18 protein-coding genes are annotated in these 24429 nt (G+C 65.3%); 4 read left to right on the top strand and 14 right to left on the bottom strand.

Annotated features, from left to right (window positions below; genetic code table 11):
- Positions 1–1758 precede the first annotated feature (1758 nt).
- A complete protein-coding gene (locus ASF72_RS20275; protein WP_442854152.1) occupies positions 1759–2247 on the bottom strand; it encodes a hypothetical protein in 489 nt (162 codons plus the stop codon).
- A gap of 230 nt (positions 2248–2477) precedes the next feature.
- Here ASF72_RS20275 and ASF72_RS05770 point away from each other — a divergent pair, with 230 nt between their 5' ends.
- Positions 2478–2726: a WhiB family transcriptional regulator gene (locus ASF72_RS05770; RefSeq protein ID WP_015937605.1), complete on the top strand. Its 249-nt coding sequence runs from the start codon at positions 2478–2480 to the stop codon at positions 2724–2726.
- Between the two features lie 112 nt (positions 2727–2838).
- Here ASF72_RS05770 and ASF72_RS05765 read toward each other — a convergent pair whose 3' ends face one another.
- From ASF72_RS05765 to ASF72_RS05750, 4 genes are read right to left on the bottom strand one after another with little or no spacing between them, the layout of a single operon-like run.
- On the bottom strand, positions 2839–4305 hold the full coding sequence (locus ASF72_RS05765) for a sensor histidine kinase (protein WP_050685605.1): 1467 nt from the start codon (positions 4303–4305) through the stop codon (positions 2839–2841).
- A 27-nt stretch (positions 4306–4332) separates the two neighbouring features.
- The gene (locus tag ASF72_RS05760) at positions 4333–9186 is read right to left on the bottom strand and encodes an NAD-glutamate dehydrogenase (protein WP_056597186.1); all 4854 of its coding nucleotides are present in this window, start codon (positions 9184–9186) and stop codon (positions 4333–4335) included.
- Positions 9187–9243: 57 nt separating this feature from the next.
- Positions 9244–10551, bottom strand: a complete 1308-nt coding sequence (locus tag ASF72_RS05755) for an AAA family ATPase (protein WP_056597184.1) — start codon at positions 10549–10551, stop codon at positions 9244–9246.
- A complete protein-coding gene (locus tag ASF72_RS05750) occupies positions 10548–11192 on the bottom strand; it encodes a hypothetical protein (protein WP_050685602.1) in 645 nt (214 codons plus the stop codon). The genes ASF72_RS05755 and ASF72_RS05750 overlap by 4 nt, the downstream gene beginning before the upstream one ends.
- Positions 11193–11341: 149 nt before the next feature.
- On the opposite strand from ASF72_RS05750, the gene ASF72_RS05745 reads away from it, so the two are divergent.
- A complete protein-coding gene (locus ASF72_RS05745; protein WP_050685601.1) occupies positions 11342–11557 on the top strand; it encodes a helix-turn-helix domain-containing protein in 216 nt (71 codons plus the stop codon).
- Between the two features lie 59 nt (positions 11558–11616).
- Here ASF72_RS05745 and ASF72_RS05740 read toward each other — a convergent pair whose 3' ends face one another.
- Positions 11617–12243, bottom strand: coding sequence for a hypothetical protein (locus ASF72_RS05740; RefSeq protein ID WP_327019591.1), 627 nt, complete (start codon positions 12241–12243; stop codon positions 11617–11619).
- A gap of 78 nt (positions 12244–12321) precedes the next feature.
- Between ASF72_RS05740 and ASF72_RS05735 the strand changes: the two genes are divergently transcribed.
- Together ASF72_RS05735 and ASF72_RS05730 are read left to right on the top strand one after the other, a co-directional pair.
- Entirely contained in the window at positions 12322–13068 is a 747-nt protein-coding gene (locus ASF72_RS05735; RefSeq protein WP_056597182.1) for a LysM peptidoglycan-binding domain-containing protein, read from the top strand.
- 60 nt (positions 13069–13128) lie between these two features.
- On the top strand, positions 13129–13656 hold the full coding sequence (locus tag ASF72_RS05730) for an Rv3235 family protein (protein ID WP_056597181.1): 528 nt from the start codon (positions 13129–13131) through the stop codon (positions 13654–13656).
- An 87-nt stretch (positions 13657–13743) separates the two neighbouring features.
- Here ASF72_RS05730 and secA read toward each other — a convergent pair whose 3' ends face one another.
- The 8 genes from secA to ASF72_RS20930 all read right to left on the bottom strand — a co-directional run.
- Positions 13744–16482 (bottom strand): preprotein translocase subunit SecA, encoded by a 2739-nt coding sequence (secA, locus tag ASF72_RS05725; protein ID WP_056597179.1) that lies wholly within the window; start codon positions 16480–16482, stop codon positions 13744–13746.
- Between the two features lie 93 nt (positions 16483–16575).
- Positions 16576–17790, bottom strand: coding sequence for a winged helix-turn-helix domain-containing protein (locus tag ASF72_RS05720; RefSeq protein ID WP_056597177.1), 1215 nt, complete (start codon positions 17788–17790; stop codon positions 16576–16578).
- Between the two features lie 32 nt (positions 17791–17822).
- Positions 17823–18548, bottom strand: a complete 726-nt coding sequence (gene hpf, locus ASF72_RS05715) for a ribosome hibernation-promoting factor, HPF/YfiA family (protein ID WP_050685658.1) — start codon at positions 18546–18548, stop codon at positions 17823–17825.
- Between the two features lie 144 nt (positions 18549–18692).
- Positions 18693–19604 carry a ComF family protein gene (locus ASF72_RS05710; protein WP_056597175.1) on the bottom strand — a complete coding sequence of 304 codons (912 nt, stop codon included), beginning with the start codon at positions 19602–19604 and terminating at the stop codon, positions 18693–18695.
- 90 nt (positions 19605–19694) lie between these two features.
- The gene (locus tag ASF72_RS05705) at positions 19695–21413 is read right to left on the bottom strand and encodes an LpqB family beta-propeller domain-containing protein (RefSeq protein ID WP_056597172.1); all 1719 of its coding nucleotides are present in this window, start codon (positions 21411–21413) and stop codon (positions 19695–19697) included.
- Positions 21410–23182, bottom strand: coding sequence for an MtrAB system histidine kinase MtrB (gene mtrB, locus ASF72_RS05700; RefSeq protein WP_082484095.1), 1773 nt, complete (start codon positions 23180–23182; stop codon positions 21410–21412). Before mtrB ends, ASF72_RS05705 begins: the two co-directional genes overlap by 4 nt.
- 154 nt (positions 23183–23336) lie before the next feature.
- Positions 23337–24011 carry an MtrAB system response regulator MtrA gene (gene mtrA, locus ASF72_RS05695; protein WP_050687999.1) on the bottom strand — a complete coding sequence of 225 codons (675 nt, stop codon included), beginning with the start codon at positions 24009–24011 and terminating at the stop codon, positions 23337–23339.
- A gap of 198 nt (positions 24012–24209) precedes the next feature.
- The coding region (locus ASF72_RS20930) for a hypothetical protein (protein WP_235504659.1) at positions 24210–24429 on the bottom strand (220 nt) is incomplete at its 5' end.

Raw genomic sequence — 24429 nt, 5'->3', positions numbered from 1 at the left:
GCCGCCATCGGCATCGGCTTACCGGGCCGGGCATTCCTGGCCCGGGGCAGTGAATGCATCCAGGAGTTTCAAACCGCAACCAGCGCTACGGGTCGGGCAACGCCGCCGTTATGGGTGCGGCGGGCGGTGGATCAGTTGGAACATCCCGGCGCCGGCTCCGGTGAACCTGACGCTGCGCCCACCCCTGCCCGCGCAGCAGCTCCACTGGTGGCCCTGGTCAGGGACCTGTGGGCCAGCTGGAACGGGGCGCCCCCAAGGCGGCCGGTAGCAGCGCCATTGCCGTTGTTGGTCCAGGAGCCCGTAATCGACAATCAGCGGCCTGTCGGCCCGCCGTGGCGTGGCGGCCGGGGACCTGCAGGCGCCGGATCCGAATCCGGCGTGCAGTCCCGGCCCGTTGGCCTGGGACTGTTGGACCTGCCGGCGGAACAGCAGGTCATTCCTTTGGTGTGGGATCCGGCCCTGGACAGCCATCTGGCCCTGCTGGGCGGAGCCGGTTCCGGAGCGTTGGATGCGTTGGAACTTGCAGTGATAGGGCTTGCCTCGCACCCTCAGGAGAGCCACCTGTACTACCTCGACGCCGTTGGCGCCTTCCGCCACCGGGCCGGCGATCACCGGACGGGTGCCCACGCCGGCCTGCATGAGGCACGCCATGCCGTCCGGGTCCTCGAGTTGCTGCACCAGGAGATGGCCCGCAGGCTCGGCGGAGAAGAATCCGGCACGCCACTGGTGTTGGTCATTACCGGCTGGGGATCCTGGGTTTCGGCGTTCCGTGCCGGTCCGCTGGCGTGGGCCGAAGAGCTGGTTCACGACCTGGTCCGGGATGGCTCGCAGGCAGCGATCACCATCATTGTTTCCGGCGGCCGGGAACTGGTGACTGCAAGGTTTTTCGGGGCGCTGCCCAACAGGCTGTTTTTCCCTGCCGGTTCCACGGAGGAAGGCCGCCTGGCCTGGCCGCGACTGCCCGCCGTCGCGGCCGCCAGGGGGCGGGCTGTGGCTTTCGGGCCCGTGGCCGGCAGCAACGCTGCGGTATGCCAGGTATTTGTTGGGTCGCCCGGAACGCCGGTGGCGCCACAGGTCGAACGGCGTCCCTTCAAGGTGGAACCGTTGCCTGCCGTGGTGACGGTCAGTCAGGTTCGGACCCGGTTTCCTGGGCCGCACCCGTACGCTGCAGCTGCCGGCACGGCGGCCGCAGGCCCATCACTGGTGTTTGGAATCGGCGGCGACGAACTGGCTCCCGCTTCTCTGCCGCTCCCGCCCGGCGGCGTGCTGGCGGTATTGGGCGGGCAGGGAAGCGGCAAGTCAGCGGTCCTGGCTGCCATCCAGGCACTGAATCCGGCCCCGGACCGGTGGTTGCAGCTGGCCGCTGATGCCGACGCAACTCCAAGGCTCCAGCGCGCCCTGGCGGAGGCGGGCACGGGCCGGCTTCCCCGCAGTACCGTGCTGTTGGCCGATGACGCAGACCTGCTGCCGGCCGCTGCGCTGGCGGATCTGGCAGCCTTGCACAACCTGGGCTACGCAGTGGTTTTTACGGCCCGGTTCAGCCCCCTGCTGATGCACCGGTTTCCGCTCGCCACGGACGTCCGGGCCGCTGGAACCGCGTTGCTGTTGTCGCCGCGGAGCCTGGCGGACGGGGATCTTTTGGGAATCCGTTTCGAACTCGAGGACAGGCCCCCGCCAGGACGGGCGGTCCTGGTGTCCAACGGACGTTCCCGCCCTGTCCAGGTGGCCTGGGCAGGACCGTCAGGACCGGCAGGACCGTCAGAGGGTGGGCGCCGGGTTCCCGGTCCGGGTCGCGAAGCCAATGACTTTGCTGCTGAAAAGGAGCAAGGTGGCAATGATCGCCGGGATAACCATCAACAGGCCGGGGATCACTACCCCACCACTGATGCTCGGAAATCCGATGACCAGGACAAATAGCTGTGCCACCAGGGCGGCGGCCCGGGTCCAGCGGTAGCCGCGGCTCAGGAAAACCGCCGTGGCGTAAAGCCATGCCGAAAAAGCCAGCATCAGCCCCAGCGTGAACACGGCTCCCCAGAAAGAAAGCACGGGGCTGCCGGAGAACAGTTGGTAGCCGTACCAGGCTGCGGCCACCAGCAGTGCGGTGGCCTCGGCGGCCACGATACCGGCCACCACAAGGACGGCCCGGGGGCGGTGGAGGGTTATGTCTCCCACAGCGGAATCCGGGCGGCTGTCCGGTTCCTCCGCGGGGACGGCGGGCTCTGGTGGCGGTGCGGGGGGTCTTGACACACTGGCACCCTACCGGACATAGTCGGACAGTGGTGCGGGCCTGCCCCCACAGTGTGATGTATCGCTCAGCGTTCCCGGGATATCAAGCGTTATTACCCCTTGTTTACACAGCGTTAACATGACAGGCTGGATTCAGATGACCAACGGGGCCCTGCCGGGCCCTTTTCCTTTGTAGCGCTTAGTGAATAATTTCACAAGAGCTTTTCCCAGAATTGGAGCGACTGATCAGCATGGATTGGCGTAACCGCGCAGCGTGCCTCGAAAAGGACCCGGAACTTTTTTTCCCCGTGGGAAACACGGGACCTGCCCTCCTGCAGATCGAGGAGGCCAAGAGCGTGTGTCGTCGCTGCCCGGTGGTGGACACCTGCCTGCAATGGGCCCTTGAGTCCGGCCAGGACGCCGGCGTGTGGGGCGGCATGAGTGAAGACGAGCGCCGTGCCCTTAAGCGCCGCGCAGCCAGGGCCCGCCGCGCCTCCTGATCCCGCGGGGCTCGGTCCCCAACCATGGCTTTAGCCGGAAGCCCCGGTGGCAACCTCACAAGGTTGCCACCGGGGCTTCTGCGTTCCCGCCGCCGCGGGTAACGCGAGGGGCTTATTTGCCTTCGAGGCTCAACAGGATCTGGACCGCGGTTCCGCCGCCGTCGCGGGGAAGCCACGCGATGCTGCCACCCAGTTCGCTGGTCACCAGGGTGCGCACAATCTGCAGTCCCAGTCCCTCAACGTGCGGCGTCTCGGGAAGTCCCACCCCGTCGTCGGCGATGGTCACCGTGATTTCTTCGCCGTTGTCCCCGTCCGTCCGGTCCGCAATCAGCCAAACCGTCCCAGCCTTGCCGGCCAGCCCATGTTCCACTGCGTTGGTTACGAGTTCGTTGATGACCAGGGCAAGCGGCGTTGCAAGATCGCTGGGCAGTTCTCCGAACGTTCCGGAGCGCTCGGTTTTGACCTGTTGGGATGGGGAGGCAACCTCCGCCGAGAGGCGGAATTGGCGGCCGATCAGTTCGTCGAAGTCGACGCTCTGCGTCAGGCCCTGGGACAGCGTCTCATGGACCAGGGCGATGGTGGCAACCCGGCGCATGGCCTGCTCCAGGCCCTGCTTCGCCTCATCGCTGACCATCCGCCGGGACTGCATCCGCAACAGTGCCGCCACGGTCTGCAGGTTGTTTTTGACCCGGTGGTGGATTTCCCGGATGGTGGCGTCCTTGGTGACAAGCTCCATTTCGCGGCGCCGCAACTCGGACACGTCGCGGCAAAGGACCAGGGCGCCGAACCGCTGCTGCTCATCGCGCAGCGGGATGGCCCGGAGGGACAGGCTTACGCCGCGGGACTCGATTTCGCTGCGCCAGGGCATCCTGCCCGTTACCACCAGGGGCAGGGTCTCGTCCACCATGCGCCGGTCCTTCAGCAGGCTCGCGGTCACCTCCGCCAGCGACCGGCCTTCCAGCGATTCGCCGTCACCCAGCCGCCGGAAAGCCGATACGCCGTTGGGACTGGCGTACTGAACGATGCCCTCGGCGTCGAGCCTGATCAGTCCGTCGCCAACGCGCGGCGCACCGCGGCGGGAGCCGGTAGGTGAGGCGAAATCAGGCCACAGGCCCAGCGTCCCCATCCGGAGCAGGTCATAGGCGCACTGGCGGTAGGTCAGCTCCAGGCGGGACGGCATGCGCGAGCTGGACAGGTCCATGTGCGTGGTGACGACGGCGAGGGTCCGCCCATTGCGCACCATTGGAACCGCTTCGACGCGCAACGCCATGTCGCTGCTCCAGTTGGTTTCGCTGGAACGCTCGATGGTGCGGCTGTGCCAGGCTTTGTCCACCAGGGGCTGCAGGTCAGACCGGATCCCCTCGCCCACGAAGTCCCCATGGAACACCGTGTGCGTGGTGGAGGGCCGGACGTGCGCCAAAGCGACATAGCCGTGGTCAGGGTGGGGGAACCAGAGTGCCAGGTCGGCGAACGCCAGGTCCGCCACCATCTGCCAGTCCCCCACCAGGAGGTGCAGCCACTCCGCATCCCCCGGCCCGAAATCAGCATGTTCCCTGATGGGGTCCGTAAAGATTGCCACTGCACCTCCAGTTGCGACGCCTGCTTATCAGCGTCGGACGATTGACCTCAAGAGCCTCAATGCTACCGACAGTGAAGCCATATCATCGGCCTCGAGCGAGTTGACCTCGTCGAACATGCTCTTTGCCCGGCCCAGCTGTTCGGCATTCTGTGTCTCCCAGTCCGTCAGCCGCGCTTCCGGTTTCCCACCCGCGGGGGTGGCGTCCAGCACCGCCGTCGTCATGTCCGAGACTGTGGAGTACAGGTCATCGCGCAAAGCTGCCCGGGCCAGGGCCTGCCACCGGTCCTGGCGCGGAAGGCTGCTGATCCGTTCCAGCAGCGAGTCCGCGTGGAAGCGGTTGAAGACCGTGTAGTAGACCGCGGCAATGTCCGCCACCGAATCTTCACGGAGCCTTGCGATCTTGGCGATGTCCAGCAGCACGAAGCTTTCGAACAGTTCGGCCCACCGCAGCGCGAGACCTTCGGGGAGGTCCCACTCGCGGGCTTTGTCCAGCCAACCGGAAACCCGGTCGCGGTCGCTGCCTTGGAGGTAGTCCAGCAGGTGTGCCCGCATGGGCTCCACGAGGGGCTTGAACTCGGCTATGACATCAGCGATGGACTGTGACACCCCGCCCTGGCTCAGCAGCCACCGGACGGCGCGGTCCAGGAGCCGCCGCACGTCGAGGTGCACGGCGCTCCAGTGCTCGGTTGGGAACGAGGCCGGCAGGCTGTTCAGTTCCGCCACCATGGCGTCCAGCCCGTAAACCTCACGGAGTGCTACGAAGGCCTTTGCTACGGCGACCTCGCTGGCCGACGTCTCCTCCATGGCCCGGAACGCGAAGGTGATGCCGCCGAGGTTGATGATGTCGTTGGCTACAACCGTAGCGATGATTTCCCGGCGCAGGGGGTGTGTATCCAGTTCATCGTCGAAGCGTTCCCGCAGTTGCTGCGGGAAATAGGCCCGCAGGGTCTGCCGGAACCACGGATCATCCGCCAGGTCGCTCTCGCGCAGGGCGGAGGCGAGTTCGATCTTGGCGTACGCGGCCAGGACCGACAGCTCAGGTGAGGTCAGGCCCTGCCCCTGCTGCAGCCGTTCCCGCAGTGTTGCCGTCGTGGGAAGGGCCTCAAGGTCACGCTTAAGTTCAGCCCGCACCTCCAGCCAATCCATCAGCCGTTCGTAGCTGGGGCTCCACTCCGCCACCCGGGTGCGGTCGTTGAGCAGCAGGATGTTCTGGTCGATGTTGTCCTCGAGCACCAGGCGGCCAACTTCGTCCGTCATCGAGGCGAGGAATCCGGCCCGTTCTTCACGGGAAAGCTTCCCTGCGGCCACCATACGGTCCACGAAGATCTTGATGTTCACTTCATGGTCGGAGCAATCAACGCCGGCAGAGTTGTCGATCGCGTCGGTGTTCAGAATGACGCCCTGCAGGGCCGCCTCGATTCGGCCACGCTGGGTCATGCCCAGGTTTCCGCCTTCGCCCACCACCTTGACCCGCAGGTCCCCGCCGTCCACGCGGATGGCGTCGTTGGCTTTGTCGCCTACGGAGGCGTTGGTTTCGCCGGCCGCCTTAACGTAGGTGCCGATCCCGCCGTTGTAGAGCAGGTCTGCCGGCGCCAGGAGGATGGCGCGGAGGAGTTCCGGCGGGCTGAGTTCGGAGGTTGCGGCCGGAAGGCCCAGCGCTGTCCGGACTTCCGGGGAAAGCGGAATGGATTTTGCGTGGCGGGGGAAGACTCCGCCGCCGGCGCTGATGAGCGACTTGTCGTAGTCGTCCCAGGACGAGCGGGGCAGCTCAAAGAGCCGCTGCCGCTCAACGAACGACGATTCCTCATCCGGGGTGGGGTCCAGGAAGATATGGCGGTGGTCGAACGCCGCCAGGAGCCGGATATGGCGGGACAGCAGCATCCCGTTGCCAAAGACGTCCCCTGACATGTCGCCCACGCCCACCACTGTGAAGGGCTGGGACTGCGTGTCCAGGTCCAGCTCGCTGAAGTGGCGCTTGACGGATTCCCAGGCGCCGCGGGCCGTGATGCCCATGGCCTTATGGTCGTAGCCCACCGAACCACCGGAGGCGAAGGCGTCGCCGAGCCAGAATCCGTACTCGGCGGCCAGCCCGTTAGCGATATCGGAGAACGTGGCGGTTCCCTTGTCCGCAGCCACCACCAGGTAGGAATCGTCGTCGTCATGGCGGATGACGTCCGACGGCGGCACGAGCCTTTCGTTTTCGCCTTCGGTGACGAGGTTGTCGGTAAGGTCCAGCAGGCCACGGATGAAGGTTTTGTAGCTCTCCACACCTTCCGCCATCCACGCTGCACGGTCTGCTGCAGGGTCCGGCAGCTGCTTGGCGAAGAAACCACCCTTCGCGCCGGTGGGCACGATCACTGCATTTTTGACGGTTTGTGCCTTGACCAGGCCCAGCACCTCGGTGCGGAAATCCTCGCGGCGGTCAGACCAGCGCAGCCCGCCGCGGGCCACCTTGCCGAAGCGCAGGTGGACGCCTTCCACCCGGGGTGAGTAAACCCAGATCTCGAACATGGGCCGCGGGAAGGGCAGGCCTTCGATCTGCGAAGGGTCAAGCTTGAAGCTGAGGTGCGGCTTGTGCTGGAAGTAGTTGGTGCGGAGCGTGGCCTCGATGAGGTTAACGAAGGTGCGGAGCACCCTGTCGGCGTCGAGCGTTGCCACCTTCTCGATGGAGGCTGACAGGTCCTGCCGCACGGCGTCCTGCGCTTCGGTGCGCTTGTTGTTCCCGCCTGCCGGATCAAACCTGGCCGCGAACAGGTTCAGGAGCCCGTGGGTCACGTCTGGATTGGCCAGCAGGGTGTCGGCCATAAAACCGAACGAACTGGTGTTGCCCATCTGGCGCATGTAACGGGCGTAGGCGCGGAGCACCGTCACCTGGCGCCAATGGACACCTTCGCGCAGCACCAGCCTGTCGAAGCTGTCCGTTTCAGTGGCCCCGCCAACAGCGGCGCCGAAGGAGTCTGCCAGCAGCTCCCCTGTGGCCAGCGGATCCACACCGGCGGGGTATTTCAGGCCAAGGTCGTACAGGAAGAAGTCGCGGTTATCGGCAGTTTCAATTTCGAAGGGCCGCTCGTCGAGGACTTCAAGGCCCAGGTTGTGGAAGAAGGGCAGGATTTGGCTCAGGCTCTTGGGCTCGAGCATGTAGAGCTTTACGCGGGCGTCTTCTTCCAGGGTTGCCCCGGCACCCTCAGGCAGGTACACGTGGACACCTGGCCGTTCCTGCCGGGCACCCTCAATGCGTTCGGCTGCGGCGCCGTACTTTTCAAAACGGCGGATGTCTTCAAGGGCATCCTCCACCTCGTAGTCCACCCGGTACCCTGCCGGGAACGCCTCGGACCAGATGGCTGCGAGCATCTTGGCATCGTCCACATCAGGCGTTTCCCGCAGGACCTCCGCGACGCCTTCACTCCACGAACGGGCAGCACGGACCAGCCGCTTCTCCAGCTCCTCGGCGTTGATGTCCACCACATCGGCGTCCTTGGGCAGGCGGATGCGGAAGAAAAGCCGGGCCAGCGCGGACTCCGTCATCCGGGCCTCGTAGTCGATGGACACGGCCTGGAACGTTTCCCGCAGTTCCTGCTCGATGCGGAGCCTCACGTTGGTGGTGTACCGGTCCCTGGGGAGGTAGACCAGGGCCGACATGAACCGGCCGTAGATGTCGGGCCGCAGGAAGAGCCGCGTACGGCGCCGCTCCTGCAGTTTCTGGATGCCCAGCGCCGTGGCTGCAAGGTCCTCGGCCTCGATCTGGAACAGTTCGTCCCGCGGGTAGGTCTCCAGGATCCCCAGCAGGTCCTTGCCGGAGTGGGAGTCGGCGGGGAACCCCGCGCTACGGAGGACAGCGTCGACTTTTTCCCGGACGATGGGGATATCCAATACTGAACCGGCATACGCGCTGGTCGCGAACAAGCCAATGAACCGGCGTTCGCCATTGACGTTGCCCGCGGCGTCGAAGCTTTTGACGCCGATGTAGTCCAGGTATGCGGAACGGTGGACGGTGGAGCGGGAGTTTGCCTTGGTGATCACCAGGGCCCGCTTCTCGCGGGCCTTCTTCCGCCCGGCGTCGGTGAGGTGCTGGACGTGTGGGGAGTCGGCTGAATCCCGAAGCAGGCCCAGCCCGCTGTCGTCACGCAGTTCGAGCACGTCTTCGCCCCCAACGTCCACCAAATCGTATTCGCGGTAGCCGAGGAAAGTGAAGTTGCCGTTATCCAGCCAGCGCAGAAGGTCCTGGGCCTGGCGGAGCTCAACGATCTGGGAGGGGTTGGCCACCTGGTCCAGGCTGTCGGCGATGCGCAGGGCTTTCTGGCGCATCTTGGGCCAGTCCTCCACCGAGGCGCGGACATCATTCAGGACCCGCCGAAGGCCCGTAAACAGCGCCTCCTTCGCATCCTCGGGAATGCGGTTGATTTCGACGGCGATCCAGGACTCCATGTGCGAAGCGTTCTCGCCCGTAGCGATCAGGTGGGACAGGCTGGGCATCGCCGCGGTGTCGCCGCTGGAGATGCCGAGGGAGGCGGGCACCTTGTTGACCCTCGCGAGCTCGCCGCTCTCCCGGTTGCGGGTGGCAACAAACAGCGGGTGGATGACGAGTTTAATGGCTGCATGCTGCCGGACAATCTCGGCATTGACGGAATCCACCAGGAACGGCATGTCATCCGTGACGACAAAAACCACGCTGCTGTCTTCTTCGTCGGAGATTGAGACGATGGCCTGGCCCGGAAGCCGCTTGGCCCCCACTCCGCGATGGTGCTGTGCCCTGGCCGCGAGCGTTTCGCCGGCATAGCCACGGGCGTCCTCCTCGGCAAGGTGTTGGTAGTAGTCCCCAAGGAAGCCTTCAAGGCCTTCCGTGGAAAGGGGCTGATCCTCCACGCTGGATCCAGACGACATCGACACACGCCTCCATCACAAGATTTTTACTGCACCGTTGCAGCTCTTATGCCGAGCCTAGCCGTTTGGTCTGCGACGCGGTGTGGAAGAAAAAACAGAGGATTTTCGTTTTCGTTGTTCAACTGCACAAACGATTCCGCGGATGGCTCTGCGCAGCGCCGACTCGGGCGCCGCCTCCATCAGGAGCTCCCCGGCGAGCAACGCCGCGTCGGCTGCGGCGCGGTCGTACGGCAGGAGGATCCCAAGATCCAGCGCAGGTCCGTACCGCTCCCAGGCTTCGCGCAACTGCCGTTCCGGCCCACGCCCCACAGCCGACGCCCGCACCTTGTTCATCACCACCACCGGGGAGGCCTGGGGCACCGTTGCCTCCAGCTCGGTAAGACCGCGCACCAGGCGCGGCACCCCCACGGCGTCGCCGGCTCCAACGGCGTAGACAGTGTCAGCAAGTTCCAACGTGCGCAGGGTAGCCGCGTTCCGGCGCGGAGCCATGGAGTCGAAGCTGAGCTCCTCGTCCGATTCCAGGCAGAACCCGGTGTCCACGACCACCACCTCGTACTGCTGCCGGGCGCGTTCAAGGACAATGGTCAGGGCTGACGCGCGCACCTCCGTCCAACGGTCCGCGCGTGTAAGGCCGGTGAGGACCTGGAAGGTCCCTGGGCGTGCCGCAACGGTGCTGGCTGCCCGCCGGAGCGCCTCCGCGTCCAGCACCCCCTGGTCAGCAAGCCTGCAGGCCTGGGCCAGCCCGGCTGATTCGTCGAGCAGACCCAAGACCGCCGCAGTGCTCGCACCGTAGGTGTCGGCGTCGACCAACAGGACTTTTTTGCCCTCGCCGGCGAGTTCGCCGGCGATGTTGGTGGCGACGATGGTCCGTCCGGGAGCGCCTGCCGGCCCCCACACCGCGAGGACACGTCCCGATGCCGAAGGCTCACGGGATGCAGCCGGCCGCTCCGGCAGGCGTCGCAGGGCAGGACCTGCGTCTGCCGTCCAGCTGGCGCCCGGATGGCGTGCGTCTGACCGGGTCAGCATCGCCACGGCCTCGGCGATCCTGCCGGACAGGTCCTCAGGCCCCACCCCGGCGGGTGCAGATGCTACCCCGAGTCCCAGGAGCCTGGCCGCTTCCGACTGGCTGTCGGTGATGGCCAGGACAGCCACTCCGACTGCACTGAGCCGGTCCACCAGGGTTGCCGTCAATCCTTCGGAGCCTTCCGCTACGATGGCTGCCCGGGCCAGTCCACTCTGGCAGGCCGCCAGCAGCTCAGGCAATCCGTCGCATCTCCTGACGACGGTGACCGGTCCATGCAGCCGTTCCAGTCCACCGACCAGGTCATCTCCGGCCCGCCCCACGGTGACGACGGGAATACTCATGACGGACCGGCGCCCGGATTCCAGACCACGGCGATGCGGGCGTCATTGGCTTGGGCACCCAGCAGCGCCGGCATCCGGCTATCCGGAACCAACACCATCAGGACTGTTGTCCGGGTGGAGCCCAACGTGCTCGAACCTGTGGTTACTTCCGCTATTTCCGCCGCGTTCAAGAGGAGTGTCGGTTCACCGAAGCCGTTCCTTGCGTCAGGCTGTGCCACCCAGACGTCCACCCGGGCCCCTGCCACAGCCTGGGACGGGAGTGCATCCTGGATGGTGAGAGCCACCGGTTTGCGGTCAAGGCGGTCCACGGCGCCGAGGCTCCCCCGCGGAATCAGCTGGTCCTTGCCGATCCGCTGGATGGCTACAACTCCCGCCGGCAGGCCTTCTTCCACGGTGAGGTACTGCTTTTCAGTTTCACCGAGGCGGACCTTGGCCCGCACCACGTTGGCGGCAGTCAGCGCTTCACCCACGGCGATGCCGTCCCTGGCGGCGTAAACCTCGGTGGTCCGGTCTGCACTGCCCACCAGGAAAACCACTCCGGCAACGGATACCAGGACAAGCAACAGGCCCACCAGCAACCGGGGGTCCTTCCAAGAGGGACGTTTCAACCTGGCCACGGGAACAGGCGGATCAGCAACCATACTGTGCCTCCCTCGGTGCGCTTGCGTGCCGCAGTCTTCAGACTCCTCATTGTTGCCGCAAGGTCCTCCGGGCGAAAGGGATCCGGCCAAACACTGCGGATCTGTGGATAACAGCAGCAAACCTGTCCACCCGATGGCAAAATGGTTCCATGCCCAGGTTCCTAACTCTTGCCGACGTCGCCGAGCAGCTCCAGATAAATTCGCCGGCGGCCTATGCCCTGGTCCGCAGCGGAGAGCTCAAAGCCATTCAGGTGGGCGGTCGCGGCCAATGGCGGGTGGAGGAAAAAATGCTTGAGCAGTACATCGAAGAACGCTACGCCGAGGCCAGCCGGATGATCCGTGAAGCCAAGGCCAAGCAGGCCTGAGGCTTCGGCCGCGCAGCTCTGAGCACCGTCCCTGCAGGCTGACCCGCCATGCCCGGTTCTTAGCCGTCCCCTCGGGGCGACCGGACCATCGCCACCGCAGCAAACGGGATGGTGGAAAACTCAGTGACCCGCCCGCTCCGGCGCGCCTCCCCCGGGGCCACGGCTGCAAGGTCAAGGAAATCCTTTCCTACCCTGTCGATCACGCCGGCAAGCCGCATCGCACCCTCACCCGCCGACAGGACAACCACCAGTTCCTCCCGGTCCCGCGCCAGGCTCCGTAATGCGTGGGCCAGCCCGATTTTCCTGCGGACCGTCGATTCCTCCGCGGCCGAGTGCCGGCCAATGCCCACGTACCTGCCGACCGCGGCGTAAGGGATGAGCATCTGATACCCGCCCGCTACCAGCAGCAGGGCATCGGCGCCGGCATGCTGCAGGGTTCCCTGCACTGCTTCGCCGCAGGTGAGGTGTGCCGCAACCACACAGCCCAGCGAGCCGCGGAGCCTGTCTGCCAAGGCGATGTTTACCATCTCGGCCCGCACCCGGTCGCTGATTTCAGCATCGAGTGCGAGCCGGCCGGGTTCGGCCAACTGGCCTTCAAGGTCCTCGAAGAGTGCATCCCACCGCATGCGCAAAGCGTAGGACGGGGCCAGCGGGAGGTCAATGCCGGGTCCCGTCAGTTCGGACACTGGACAAAAGTACTTCATCAGGTTCAAACTGCATTTAACGCTATCAAACAGCATCAAACTGCATTGGATGGGCTTTCAATGATGATTTCGCCACGGCAACAACAGCTTTCAGACACCGCCGCCGCAGCCACTCTTCTGTTGCTGGGGATTCTCCTCGTTGTGATTGGTGCGGGCCTGGCCGGTCAGTGGGTGGATTCAGCTTCGCGGCACCAGGAACCTGGATCCGAGGACATCCTGGGAGTCGCAGCGGCTGCCGTGGGCAGCCTGCTGGTGGCCTGGTGGCTGCTTGCCTTCGTTCTGGCGGCCGGCAGCGCCCTCTTGGAACGAACCGGCAGGCCCACGGCGGCTGCAGCGGTCGGCTGGCTCTCCCCGGCTTTTATGCGCCGCCTCGCAGTTGCCGCCCTGTCCGCCCAACTCGCGTCCGTGACCGCAGCAAATGCGGCCGTACCCGGACCACCCTGGCAGCCTGCCGAAAGCCGCACATCAATCCCCGGCATCAGCGCCCCCGCCCCGCCGTTGCCGGGAGCACTCCATCCCGGCTGGCAACCTGCCGCCCAACATCAAGGCCCGGGCCTGCTGGCCGGTAGCCCCGGCCGCCCCGGCAACCTGCCGGGGCAGGACCTGGCACCGGCAGGCCCTGCCGTGACAGTGCTCGCCGGCGACAGCCTCTGGGACATCGCCGCAGATCACCTGGGGCCGGAGGCCAGTGACGCTGACATTGCCGTCGAATGGCCCCGCTGGTATCAGGCCAATCGGGCAGTAATCGGTCCCGACCCCGACCACCTGCTGCCCGGGCAGGTGCTGGTGCATCCCGGACCGGCTTAGGGACTCCGACGACCTGCCTGCACCAGACCGGCTCCTCCGTTACCAACCTAGGGAAATCCAATGACCGCCAGCATCCCCATCCGAGCCGCTATCGGAACAACTGCCCAGGCTCTCAGCGCCCAGCGACACGGGCTGCAGCAGAACTCCGCGTCCGGGCAAGTCGCCAAGACCCTGCCCCCTGGATCCTGGCCGGACGCCCGGAGCCGGGCGGAAGCGCCCCCGTTGCGGTTTGCCGATGAGGCAGCCGAGGTGCGGGCCATCGCCCGGGGCACTGTCCAGGCCGCCATGGAGGTGCTGGCTGGGATCCGGCCCGTCCACCAACTGGCCCGCAGGCTCGACCCGAAGTGCCTGTCCACTCTGCAGCACCGCGCGGCCCTGATCCGGCATGAGCTGGTCCGGACCGGCAATCCAGACCTGGCCCGGCTGCACCGGAACTCGATGGTCCGCTCCATCCGGGTCTGCGGGGTCGGCGACGGAATCTACGAGGCAAGCGCGGTGGTCATCGACGATGTCCGGGTCCGTGCCGTGGCCGTCAGGCTTGAGCGCAGCAAGCAGGTGTGGCGGGTCACCGAACTTTTGGTGGGCTGAGTGGGCCCCGCTAACGGAGGCAGGGCCGGACATGATGTCCGACCCTGCCTCACGTGGTCACTTAAGGGTGCACATGTCCCTTGCGGTTCAGCGCTTTTTCTTCTTCGCGGTCCGCTTGACGGCGTCCTGGTTGGCAGCCTTTGCCGGGTTCCCCGAGCGGCCTGACGTCCGGGTTTCGACGCGGGTCTCGGTGCCGCCGCTTTCGCCGGGAGCCGTGTACTGCAACTGGGCCGGCTTCTCGGGGGCTTCCAGTCCGGCCGCCCGGACCTGGGGTTCCACGTGCTCGGTGTGGGCTCCTGAATCATCCTGCACCACAACGTCCTGGGCGGGTGTGACTTCAACTTCGAGGTTGAAGAGGAATCCGACACTTTCCTCGCGGATGGCTTCCATCATGCTCTGGAAGAGGAGGAACCCTTCCCGCTGGTATTCCACCAGCGGATCCCTCTGGGCCATGGCGCGCAGGCCAATGCCTTCCTTGAGGTAGTCCATCTCGTAGAGGTGCTCCTGCCACTTCCTGCCAATGACGGAAAGGACCACGCGGCGTTCAAGTTCGCGCATGCTTTCGGCACCGATGGTCTCTTCACGCGTCTGGTACACCACACGTGCGTCGGAGAGGAGTTCCTCCTTGAGCATCTCAACGGTCAGCCTCGACCGGCCGCCGGCTTCCTCGATGATGTCGTCGGCCGTGACGCTTACGGGGTAGAGCGTTTTCAGGTTGGTCCACAGCTGGGCATAATCCCAGTCGTCGCCGTTGCCTTCAGCGGTTGCCGCGTCGATGAGCGAAACTATGGTGTCCTCCACGAAGAACTGCACCTTTTCGTGCAGGTCGTCCCCTTCGAGGATTCGGCGGCGGTCGCTGTAGATGGCCTCGCGCTGGCGGTTGAGGACGTCGTCGTATTTGAGGACGTTTTTGCGCTGCTCGGCGTTGCGGCCTTCCACCTGACCCTGCGCGGAGGCAATGGCCCGGGAAACCAGCTTGGACTCCAGCGCCACATCGTCCGGGACGGAACTGTTCATCAGTCGCTCCGCGGCACCGGAGTTGAAGAGCCGCATCAGGTCGTCCTTCAGGGACAGGTAGAAGCGCGACTCCCCCGGGTCACCCTGGCGGCCGGAGCGGCCCCGAAGCTGGTTGTCGATGCGGCGCGATTCGTGCCGTTCCGTGCCCAGGACGTAGAGCCCGCCCAGGTTGAGGACTTCCTCGTGCTCGTCCTTGACCGACTGTTTGGCAGCTTCGAGCGCGCCTGGCCAGGCTGCCTCGTATTCCTCGGAGTTCTCTTCCGGGTCAAGGCCACGCTTGGCCAGTTCGGCGACGGCGGTGAATTCGGCGTTGCCACCGAGCATGATGTCCGTGCCTCGGCCGGCCATGTTGGTTGCCACGGTGACAGCGGCTTTGCGGCCGGCCTGGGCAACAATGGCAGCTTCCCGGGCGTGGTTCTTCGCGTTCAGGACTTCGTGGCGGATGCCTTCCTTCGCCAGCAGGCGGGAAAGGTACTCGCTCTTTTCGACGCTGGTGGTACCCACCAGGACGGGCTGGCCCTTTTCGTGCCGTTCGGCAATGTCTTTCACCACTGCATCGAACTTGACGGTTTCGTTCTTGAAAACAAGATCGGCCTGGTCCATGCGCTGCATGTCCCGGTTCGTGGGAATGGCCACCACACCCAGCTTGTAGGTGCTCATGAATTCGGCGGCTTCAGTCTCAGCTGTGCCGGTCATGCCGGAGAGCTTGCTGTACATGCGGAAGTAGTTCTGCAGGGTCACCGTGGCGAGGGTCTGGTTCTCCGCCTTGATCTCGACGCCTTCTTTGGCCTCGATCGCCTGGTGCATTCCCTCGTTGTAGCGCCGACCGGCGAGGATACGCCCGGTGTGCTCGTCAACGATCAGGACTTCGCCGTCCAGGATGACGTAATCCTTGTCGCGCTTGAAGAGTTCCTTGGCCTTGATGGCGTTGTTCAGGAATCCAATCAACGGAGTGTTGGCTGACTCATACAGGTTGGTGATGCCGAGGTAATCCTCGACTTTTTCGATCCCGCCCTCGAGCACGCCTACGGTGCGCTTCTTCTCGTCGACCTCGTAGTCCTTCTCGGGCTCCAGCCGCAGGACAACCTTGGCGAACTCGCTGTACCACCGGTTGGTGTCGCCCTGGGCAGGACCGGAGATGATGAGCGGGGTTCTTGCCTCGTCGATGAGGATGGAGTCCACTTCATCCACCACGGCAAAGTGGTGCCCGCGCTGGACCAGTTCGTTCCTGTCCCACGCCATGTTGTCACGGAGGTAGTCGAAGCCGAATTCGTTGTTGGTGCCGTAGGTGATGTCGGCTGCGTACTGTTCTCGGCGGACCGCCGGATCCTGGTTCGAAAGGATGCAGCCACTGGTGAGGCCGAGGAAGCGGTAGACGCGGCCCATGAGGTCCGACTGGTACTCGGCAAGGTAGTCGTTCACGGTAATGACGTGGACGCCGTTGCCAGCCAGGGCGTTGAGGTAGGCAGGCGCGGTGGCAACGAGGGTCTTGCCCTCACCGGTCTTCATTTCCGCGATGTTGCCCAGGTGCAGCGCAGCGCCACCCATCAGCTGGACATCGAAGTGCCGCATCCCCAGGGTCCTCGACGATGCCTCACGGACCGCCGCAAAAGCCTCGGGCAGGAGGTCGTCCAGTTTCTCGCCATCCTGATGGCGTTCACGCAGCCGGTCAGTTTCCTCGCGGAGTTCAGCATCCGTGAAGGTCTTGAACGAGTCCTCGAGGGCATTGATGGAGTCGGCATAGTTCCTCAGCTGCCGGAGTGTCTTTTTGTCACCCGTGCGGAGAAGTTTTTCGATAAGTGATGCCACGTGAAGATGCTCCCAGTCTGCTGCCGGCCGAATTCTGGCGTTTTTAGTCTACGTGAGAGACACCACCGCGGTGCCTTTTCTCCTCAGAGCGGATCAGCGCACCATCCTGGCGACGGCGATCAGCAGGGCCGGCGCCAGATCACCCACCGGCTGGACCTCCACATCCCCCAGCCCCAGCCATTGGGCCATAAGGCCCAGTTCAGCGGCGAGTTCGATGGCGGTATCCGGCGGCGCGCCTGGTTCGGCGAAGGCGGATCGGACCAGCAGCCGGCCGCCGGCGCGGTCGGCTTTCAGGTCCACACGGGCGACCATGGCGTCGCGAAGGAGGAAAGGAAGGACGTAGTAGCCAAAGCGCCTTTTGGGCGCCGGAGTGTAAATCTCAATCCGGTAGTGGAAGCCGAACAGCTCTTCCAGGCGCCGGCGTTCGAACACCATCGAATCGAAAGGGCTGAGGAGGGCACGGCCCGCCGCCTTCCGGGGCATGGCTGCATCCACGTGCCGGTACAGCAGCCGCGGCCATCCGGTAACAGTGACGGGTTCCAGCCTGCCATTCGCCACAAGCCGCTGTACCGCCAAGGCTGTGGGCTTGATGGGTGTACGGAAGTAGTCCGCGAAGCATTTGACGGAACCGATTCCGTGGGCCTGCGCTGCGGCTTCCGTCAGCCGGCACAGGGCTGCGTCCGGATCATCGACCGCTTTGCCGCCGTCGCGCGGGAGGACCCTGGACGTCAGTGTGTACTTGCGTTCAAACTGGTCGGTTCTGGCCGCGGCCGAAACCAGCCCCGCCTCAAAGAGGTGTTCCAGGACCCGTTTCACGGCATTCCAGTTCCAGCCCCAGTTATCCGTCGATTTTTCCTCGACGTGGCCGATCCTGGCCGTCAGTTCGGCAGCAGTCATTGGCCGGCCCGGTGCCAGCGCCGACAAGATCCGGCCAGACACATCACCGCGCAGTTCCGCGTCCATGGCGGCAGCACCAACCCAGGCACGCTTCTGCCACAGGAGAAGATCCGGATAGTGCTCGGGCCGGATATAGCTGGCTTCGTGGGCCCAATATTCCATCATCCGACGGGGGTGTGTACCTGACATCCTGTGCAGGATTGAGCGGTCGTAGTCCCCCAGCCGGGAAAAGAACGGAAGGTAATGGCTCCGGGAGAGCACGTTTACGGAATCAATCTGGACCAGCTGCAGCCGGGCAAAGGTGCGGCCCACCGCCCGTGAAGACACGGGCCCGGTGGGCCGCCCTTTCGAAAGTCCCTGTGCTGCCAGCGCAATCCGCCGTGCCTGGTTCAGGCTCAGCGCAGCCGGCACATCAGTCCTTTCCGGCAGTCAAAACACCCACGCTAGGCGTTGGCTGCGACGTCGTCCGAACGGTAGGCGAGGATCTTCTCTTCCACCACCGAGTCGCCGGGCTCGCAGTCGCTGTCCAGCGTGATGACACCGTAGGTCCAACCACGGCGGCGGTACACGACCGACGGCGTGTTGGTCTCTTTGTCCACAAACAGGTAGAAGTCGTGACCCACCAACTCCATGTTGTCCACTGCATCGTCAAGGGTCAGTGATGCTGCCGGGAAGACCTTGCGCCGGATCAGGACCGGTGAGTCACCGGCAGGAATGTCGTTGTCCACCTCATAAGGTGATTTGTCCGCTGACGGGGCCACGGCATCGGACCGGTGGCTGGCTTCAAGGTAAAGCGGTTCGCTGGCGCTGGCCGGTTCAAGCGAGGCGGTGGCTTCGCGGACGGCTTTGGGCGTGTGCCGGCCGTGGTGGACTTTCTTGCGGTCCTTGGCGCGGCGGAGCCGTTCAAGCAACTTGTTGTAAGCGAGATCGAAGGCAGCGAATTTGTCGGCGGCGCTGGCTTCGGCACGGATTACGGGTCCGCGCCCCAGGACTGTCACTTCTACGGTGAGCTGGTCCCCGGTCTGCCGGGCGTTCGTTTCCTTGGAAACCTTCGCGTCCACGCGCTGGACCTTGTCGCCGAGAGACTCGATCTTCGAGATCTTCTCACCGGCGTATTCGCGGAATCGGTCTGAGACCGTCAGATTTCGTCCGCTGATCATAAACTCCATGGTGCCCTCCAAATGACTTCGGTGACACGACGACGGCACGTCCTAGGGCCGATCTGCTTGACAGTCGAGCCCCTCTCCGAGCCGCCATCGAAAGGTACATTCTGTTCTTTGTACCCACAACCGACGTTAGTTCATCGACGCAGGTTATTCACCTTTTTCCGGTTTATTTTTTTCTAAGACGGGGTGGCTTCCTTGCGCCCCGGCGGGTATTGCGCTGGCGTCGGCCGCCCCTGGCGGGCGTGTCGCGGCCAGGACCACCGCACCCCTGACGAAGGCCCCTGCGAGGTGCAAAGCGCGGGCCGCCTCGGCGAGCGTGGCGCCCGTGGTAAGGACGTCGTCGACAATGATGCAAGCCTTGCCGGCCACTGTGGCAGCCGCTCCGCGCCGGACCCGCATGGATCCCCGGACCCGGCGCGCCCGGTCCCCCCGATCCAGCCCCTTCTGCCCTCCGGGCACTTGCGGGTGACCGTTTCCCGTCCTGGCCAGCACATCCGCCACGGCAACGCCCGGCACCTGCCGGGCGGCCAACCCCAGCAGCGAGTGGACCGGGCTGAATCCCCGGGCCGCAAACGCAGCCGTGCTGGTGGGCACGGGGACGCAGATCATGGCGGCACCGTCCGGCGCCGCGCCGCGGAGGGCCCCCGCGAGCGCCTGTGCCAAGGAGTGCCGCACCTGGTACTGGCCATGCCGTTTGAAGGACAGGAGCGCCTGGGCCAGTTCTTCCCGGTAGACGCCGGCTGCAACCACAGGCAGCAGCACCCTCCCTGAGACATCCATCAGCGCAGGGGCGCCGCCTTCGGCGCGGAAGGGCAGCGTGGAAAGTCGCCGCACCCGGCGGCTGCAGCCAGCGCACAGGGCCCGGTCCTCTGCTCCGCAGCAGACGCAGTCCACGGGAACGGCGGCAGCGAGGAGCTCCATGGCCGCTGCGCCCAGCTGGTCAGCGAAGCGCAGGAAAGCGCTGCCGTACGGTGATCGATGGCGGGCGGGCCAGGGCTCGGCGGGCGTCAGGTCCGGGTCGGACGCTGGGTTGGCAGGCGGAAAGAGTTCAATGCCCATACCCCAAAAAATGCCATCTGAGGGGCCAGGACGGAACAGGCCGGACCCCGCATGTGGGTAACTGCCGGGCTGGAACCGGCGCAGTCCACCTCAGCCGGGGAAGGACATCTCAGTTGGGCCCTTGATCTGGGGTGACCAGCCGTTGCCCAGCCGTTGGAAGATACCCTCGGCCGACTGCGCGAAGATCTCGTCCGGCCCGTTTCCACCGCTCAGCGACAGGAGGCCGGGCCACGGAGCCAGTTGCTGCGGCGCCCCCGAGGTCAGCGACAGGATCTCAGGTGTGACGTTGGACGCCGTGGAGCTTTTCATAACGGCCACGGTGGTGTCATTGACCCAGACACCCTGGTCAGGGTTGCTGCCGGTGACAAGGGTTACCGGCGCCGTCAGCTCCCGGGGTGTCCCATCTGCGGCGCGGATGATGCCGGCCACCTGGACGCGGGTAACGCCGTTCTGTTCCGAAATGACGAGGGCGCGCACCCCTTCGCGGGAAATCCGGAATTCCTTTACGGTCCGGCCTGCGAGCCATGCCGGGGACAGGGAGACCGAGGGCAGTGCAGCCCCTTCTGCCACACCGGCGGGGCGGAATGCTACGACTTCGGTCTCCCCCGCCGCTCCCGGCCCGGCAGTCCAGACCCAGTCGTTGAGGCTGAAGGAAGGCCTGGTCAGGGTGGACCTGGTAGTCAGGGCGCGTGCCGGCTGCCCCGGGACGATGCTGTACAGCGTGGTGCGGCCCTCGTTGAGGAAGGCTGCGCTTTGGGACACCGGGGATTCGGCCGGGAAACGCGGGCCGAGGGCGGACACGGACTGCATGTCCGGCAGCGGCGAAATCCTGTTGTTCTCGTACCGGACCAGTTCATTGCCGCTGATGGCGATCTGGCGCGAGGGAACGCTCTTGTCCTGGACCGGCGGCAGGACCGCGCCGGTGTCCTCCACCCGCACCAGGTCCTGGTTGGCTCGCAATTCCACATTCACCACGTCCGGTTGGCTCCGGAAGGTCAGCGTCAGCTGCATCTGCATGCGCAGCCGGTCTTCGGGCGAGGTTTCAGTGAGCTCCTTGGCGCTCAAGTCCACCTGGGCGGCCCCGGAAACCACCGGCACCGACTCCCTTGCCAGTTTGATGCCGGAAGGGAAAGCACTTGCCACCGCGCCACGCAGGTACGGTGCAGGACCGGCCAGCAGGGCACTGGTCATGGCCTTGACTGTTTTGTTCCTGATGAACCAGCGGACATCAGGGACGGCGAACGTAAAAGTGGGATCGTAGAAGTAGATGGGAAAAGCCCCGTAGATGACCTTGAAGGTTTCCTCTGCGATGGCCGTGCCGTCCGGTATCGCCGAGATCCGCCACTCACCGTCCACCTGGGTAAGGGTAACCGGGATCTTCTCCACGGTCCCTTCAGGCGACTGGGTAGCAATGCCGTCTGCATTGACCGTGTAGGACACGTCCAGTTCGTAGTTATAGACGTTCTCCGTCTCCGTGGCCACCACCCTGGCTTCGCGGTACACCAGGGCCCGCTGATCCGGCTTCCAACTCACGGAGGATGCCTGCGTCAGGTATTGGCGGGCCACGGCGTAATCGTCCTCGTAGCCACTGCCGGCACGGTAGAAGTAGTCAATGATGGTCTCCGGCGACGCTCCGGGCTGCGGGGCGGCCGGCAGGAACACCGGGGCACTGAGGTTTCCCGCACTGCCCTCGCTGCTTTTGCCAACAGGGCCGGCCGTGGGAATCCGGGCGCAGCCTGCCAGGACAGCAAGCAGCATCGCCAGTATGATGGCCGCCAGCCTGGTTGCACCCCTGCTACGGCCCGTCATGGTGTCTCCTTGGAGGTGATTGCCGGTGCCAGGTGTGAGGCACCGGCTTCGAGGATCAGCATGTTGCGTTGGTCGGCCTCCCTGGGAATGCTCCCCGGCTGACCCTGCACCATGGTGTCATCAGGTTCAAGTGGAACGGGTGAGGCGTCGATGCCTTCACCCTGGCGCAGCGGCACCGTGAGCCGGAAGTTGGCGCCGCTGCCTTTGCGGCCCCAGGCCTGCAGCCAGCCGTTGTGCAGTTTGGTGTCTTCCATGGCGATCGACAGGCCCAGACCGCTGCCTCCGGTGGTGCGGGCGCGGGCGGGATCGGCGCGCCAGAACCGGTCAAAAACGCGGGCGGCTTCGGCCGGTTCCATCCCCATGCCGTGATCGCGGACGGAAATCCCAACGGCGGTCTGGCTGGCGGCGACGGTGATGGCCACCGGTTTCCCTTCGCCGTGTTCCACGGCGTTCAGGATGAGGTTCCGCAGGATACGGTCGATCCTGCGGGCGTCCATGTCCACGATGACGGGCTCGGCCGGTGCGCTGAGAATGAGTTCGGAGCCGTATTCGGCTGCCACGGGGGCGGCGCCTTCGATGACGTGCGCCACGACGTGCCGGATGTCTTCCGCTTCCGCGTCCAGTTCGGCGACGCCGGCGTCGAAGCGCGAAATCTCCAGGAGGTCGGACAGCAAGGACTGGAACCGCTCCACCTGGTTGTACAGCAGTTCGGCGGAACGCTTATTGATGGGGTCGAAGTCGTCGCGGGCGTCGTAGAGCACTTCGGCTGCCATCCGCACGGTTGTCAGCGGGGTCCGCAGTTCGTGGGAGACGTCGGAGACGAACCGCTGCTGCATTTGGGACAAGGTGGCAAGCTGGGTGATCTGTTCCTGCAGGCTCGCCGCCATATGGTTGAAGGAGGCCCCCAACCGGGCAACCTCATCCTCGCCGCGGACAACCATGCGTTCCTGCAGCTGTCCCGCTGCGAGTTTCTCCGACACCATGGCGGCATGGCTGACAGGGCTCACCACGTTCCGCGTGACGTACCAGGCAACGGCTCCGATCAGCAGCACCATCACGGCTCCACCTGCCCAGAGCACACCCTGGATCTCGTCCAGGGTCTGCTGGGCGGTGTTCAGGTCGTAAATCAGGTACAGCTCGTAGACGGTCCCGTTAAAGGTCACGAGGTTTCCGACGGCGATGCCCGGCCGGTCCTCCGTGCCCACCGGGATCACGGTGGAGGCCCAGTACTGGTCCTTGCCGGACGACTGGACAGCTTTCCGAAGGTCCGGCGGGATGACGCTGACGGTCAGCTGGTCCGAGGCACGCGATTCCACCCACCGGTTCCTGGGTTTGGTCTGTTCGGGCTTGGCCTCGAAGACGTACCGACGCTGGATGACCGAGCCGCGACCCTCCACGGCGTTAAGTGTGTCGTACACCAGGGTGATGACGCTGGACTGGTCGGTGACCTGGGCGCCGTCGAACGTCTCCTGGACCTGCTTGACGTTGTAACGCGTCTCGGATTCCGCCTGGGTAAGGCGTTCCTGGAAGAGGTTGTTGGCGATCTGGTTGGACAGGTACGCACCCACCACGGCGAACGAGGTCACCGCCAGCATCAGCGTGGTCAGGACCGTGCGGAACTGCAGGGAGCGGCGCCACCGACGCTGCAGGGCGCGGGCGATGAACCTCAACGCGGGCAGGAAGCGCCGAACTCCCGTGCCCACGAGCCGTGCCACGCGCCAGCCGACAATAAGGGCGCGGCGGCGCCAGATCCTGGTGCGGAACGTCACCTGCCGGAACCCGGGAGTGAGGGCATCCGTATGCTCCGGCGCATGGCCCGGGGGGCCGTCGTGTCCGGCGGGGACGGCCGGGGCGCCGGTTACGGGCGGCGCACCGTCGAGGCCGCGTTCCCCGTCCTCCGGAGTGGAATCCTGCGGCGTGGGATCAGGCCCCTGCTTTGTAGCCGACACCACGCACCGTCAATACAACTTCCGGGGCTTCCGGGTCTTGTTCGATCTTGGAGCGCAGGCGCTGGACGTGGACGTTGACCAGGCGCGTATCGGCGGCGTGGCGGTAACCCCAGACCTGTTCCAGCAGCAGTTCCCGGGTGAAAACCTGCCAGGGTTTACGGGCCAGCGCCACCAGCAGGTCAAACTCGAGCGGCGTCAGGGAGATCCGCTCGCTGCCCCTGCTGACGGTGTGGCCGGCGACATCGATGGTGATGTCGGCGATGCGGAGCGTCTCCGGGGCTTTTTGGTCGCCCGGGCGGAGCCTGGCCCTGACCCTTGCCACCAACTCTGCGGGCTTGAACGGTTTGGGGACGTAGTCGTCCGCACCGGATTCCAGGCCGCGGACAACATCCGAAGTATCCGCCTTTGCCGTGAGCATCACGATCGGCACATCGGACTCGGACCGGATCTGCCGGCACACCTCGATACCGTCGACGCCAGGGAGCATGAGGTCAAGCAGCACGAGGTCGGGCCGCGATGACCGGAAGATATCCAGCGCCTGGGCGCCGTCCGCGCAGAAAACGGGTTCAAATCCGTCATTGCGCAGCACAATTCCAATCATTTCGGCCAGCGCTTCGTCATCGTCTACCACCAGAATGCGTGCCTTCATAGTTATATATTCCCTTATCAGGCGGGGTTTGTCGTGTTCAGCCGGCTACGGCATGGCGGGATGCTAGGCCGCCCGACGCCGGAACTATAGGCTGGGGTCATGCCCGCCGTTCCGGGGCGCCAGGCGCAGGCCGCGGCAGCTTCTCCGGGCGGCGTTGGATTTACGCGTTGGGGAGGGAACACGGTGTCACCACAGGATTCAGGCCCGCAGGAGCCGGCCGGCAGCGACGGGGAGGCGCCCGAACAGCAGCCAGGCCAGCAACAGGGGCAACGGCCGGCCGCCGGACAACCCGGCCAGCCGCGGTGGCCGTCCGAGGCACCCTCCGGACAGTGGCAAGGGCAGCAGGGCCAGCAACAATCCGGACAATGGCCGGGGCAACAGGGCCAGCAACCATGGGGCCAACCACCCGCCCAGCAAT

Source organism: Arthrobacter sp. Leaf141 (genome assembly GCF_001424565.1).
Taxonomy (GTDB): Bacteria; Actinomycetota; Actinomycetes; order Actinomycetales; family Micrococcaceae; genus Arthrobacter.
This window is presented reverse-complemented; position numbering and strand designations above follow the sequence as displayed.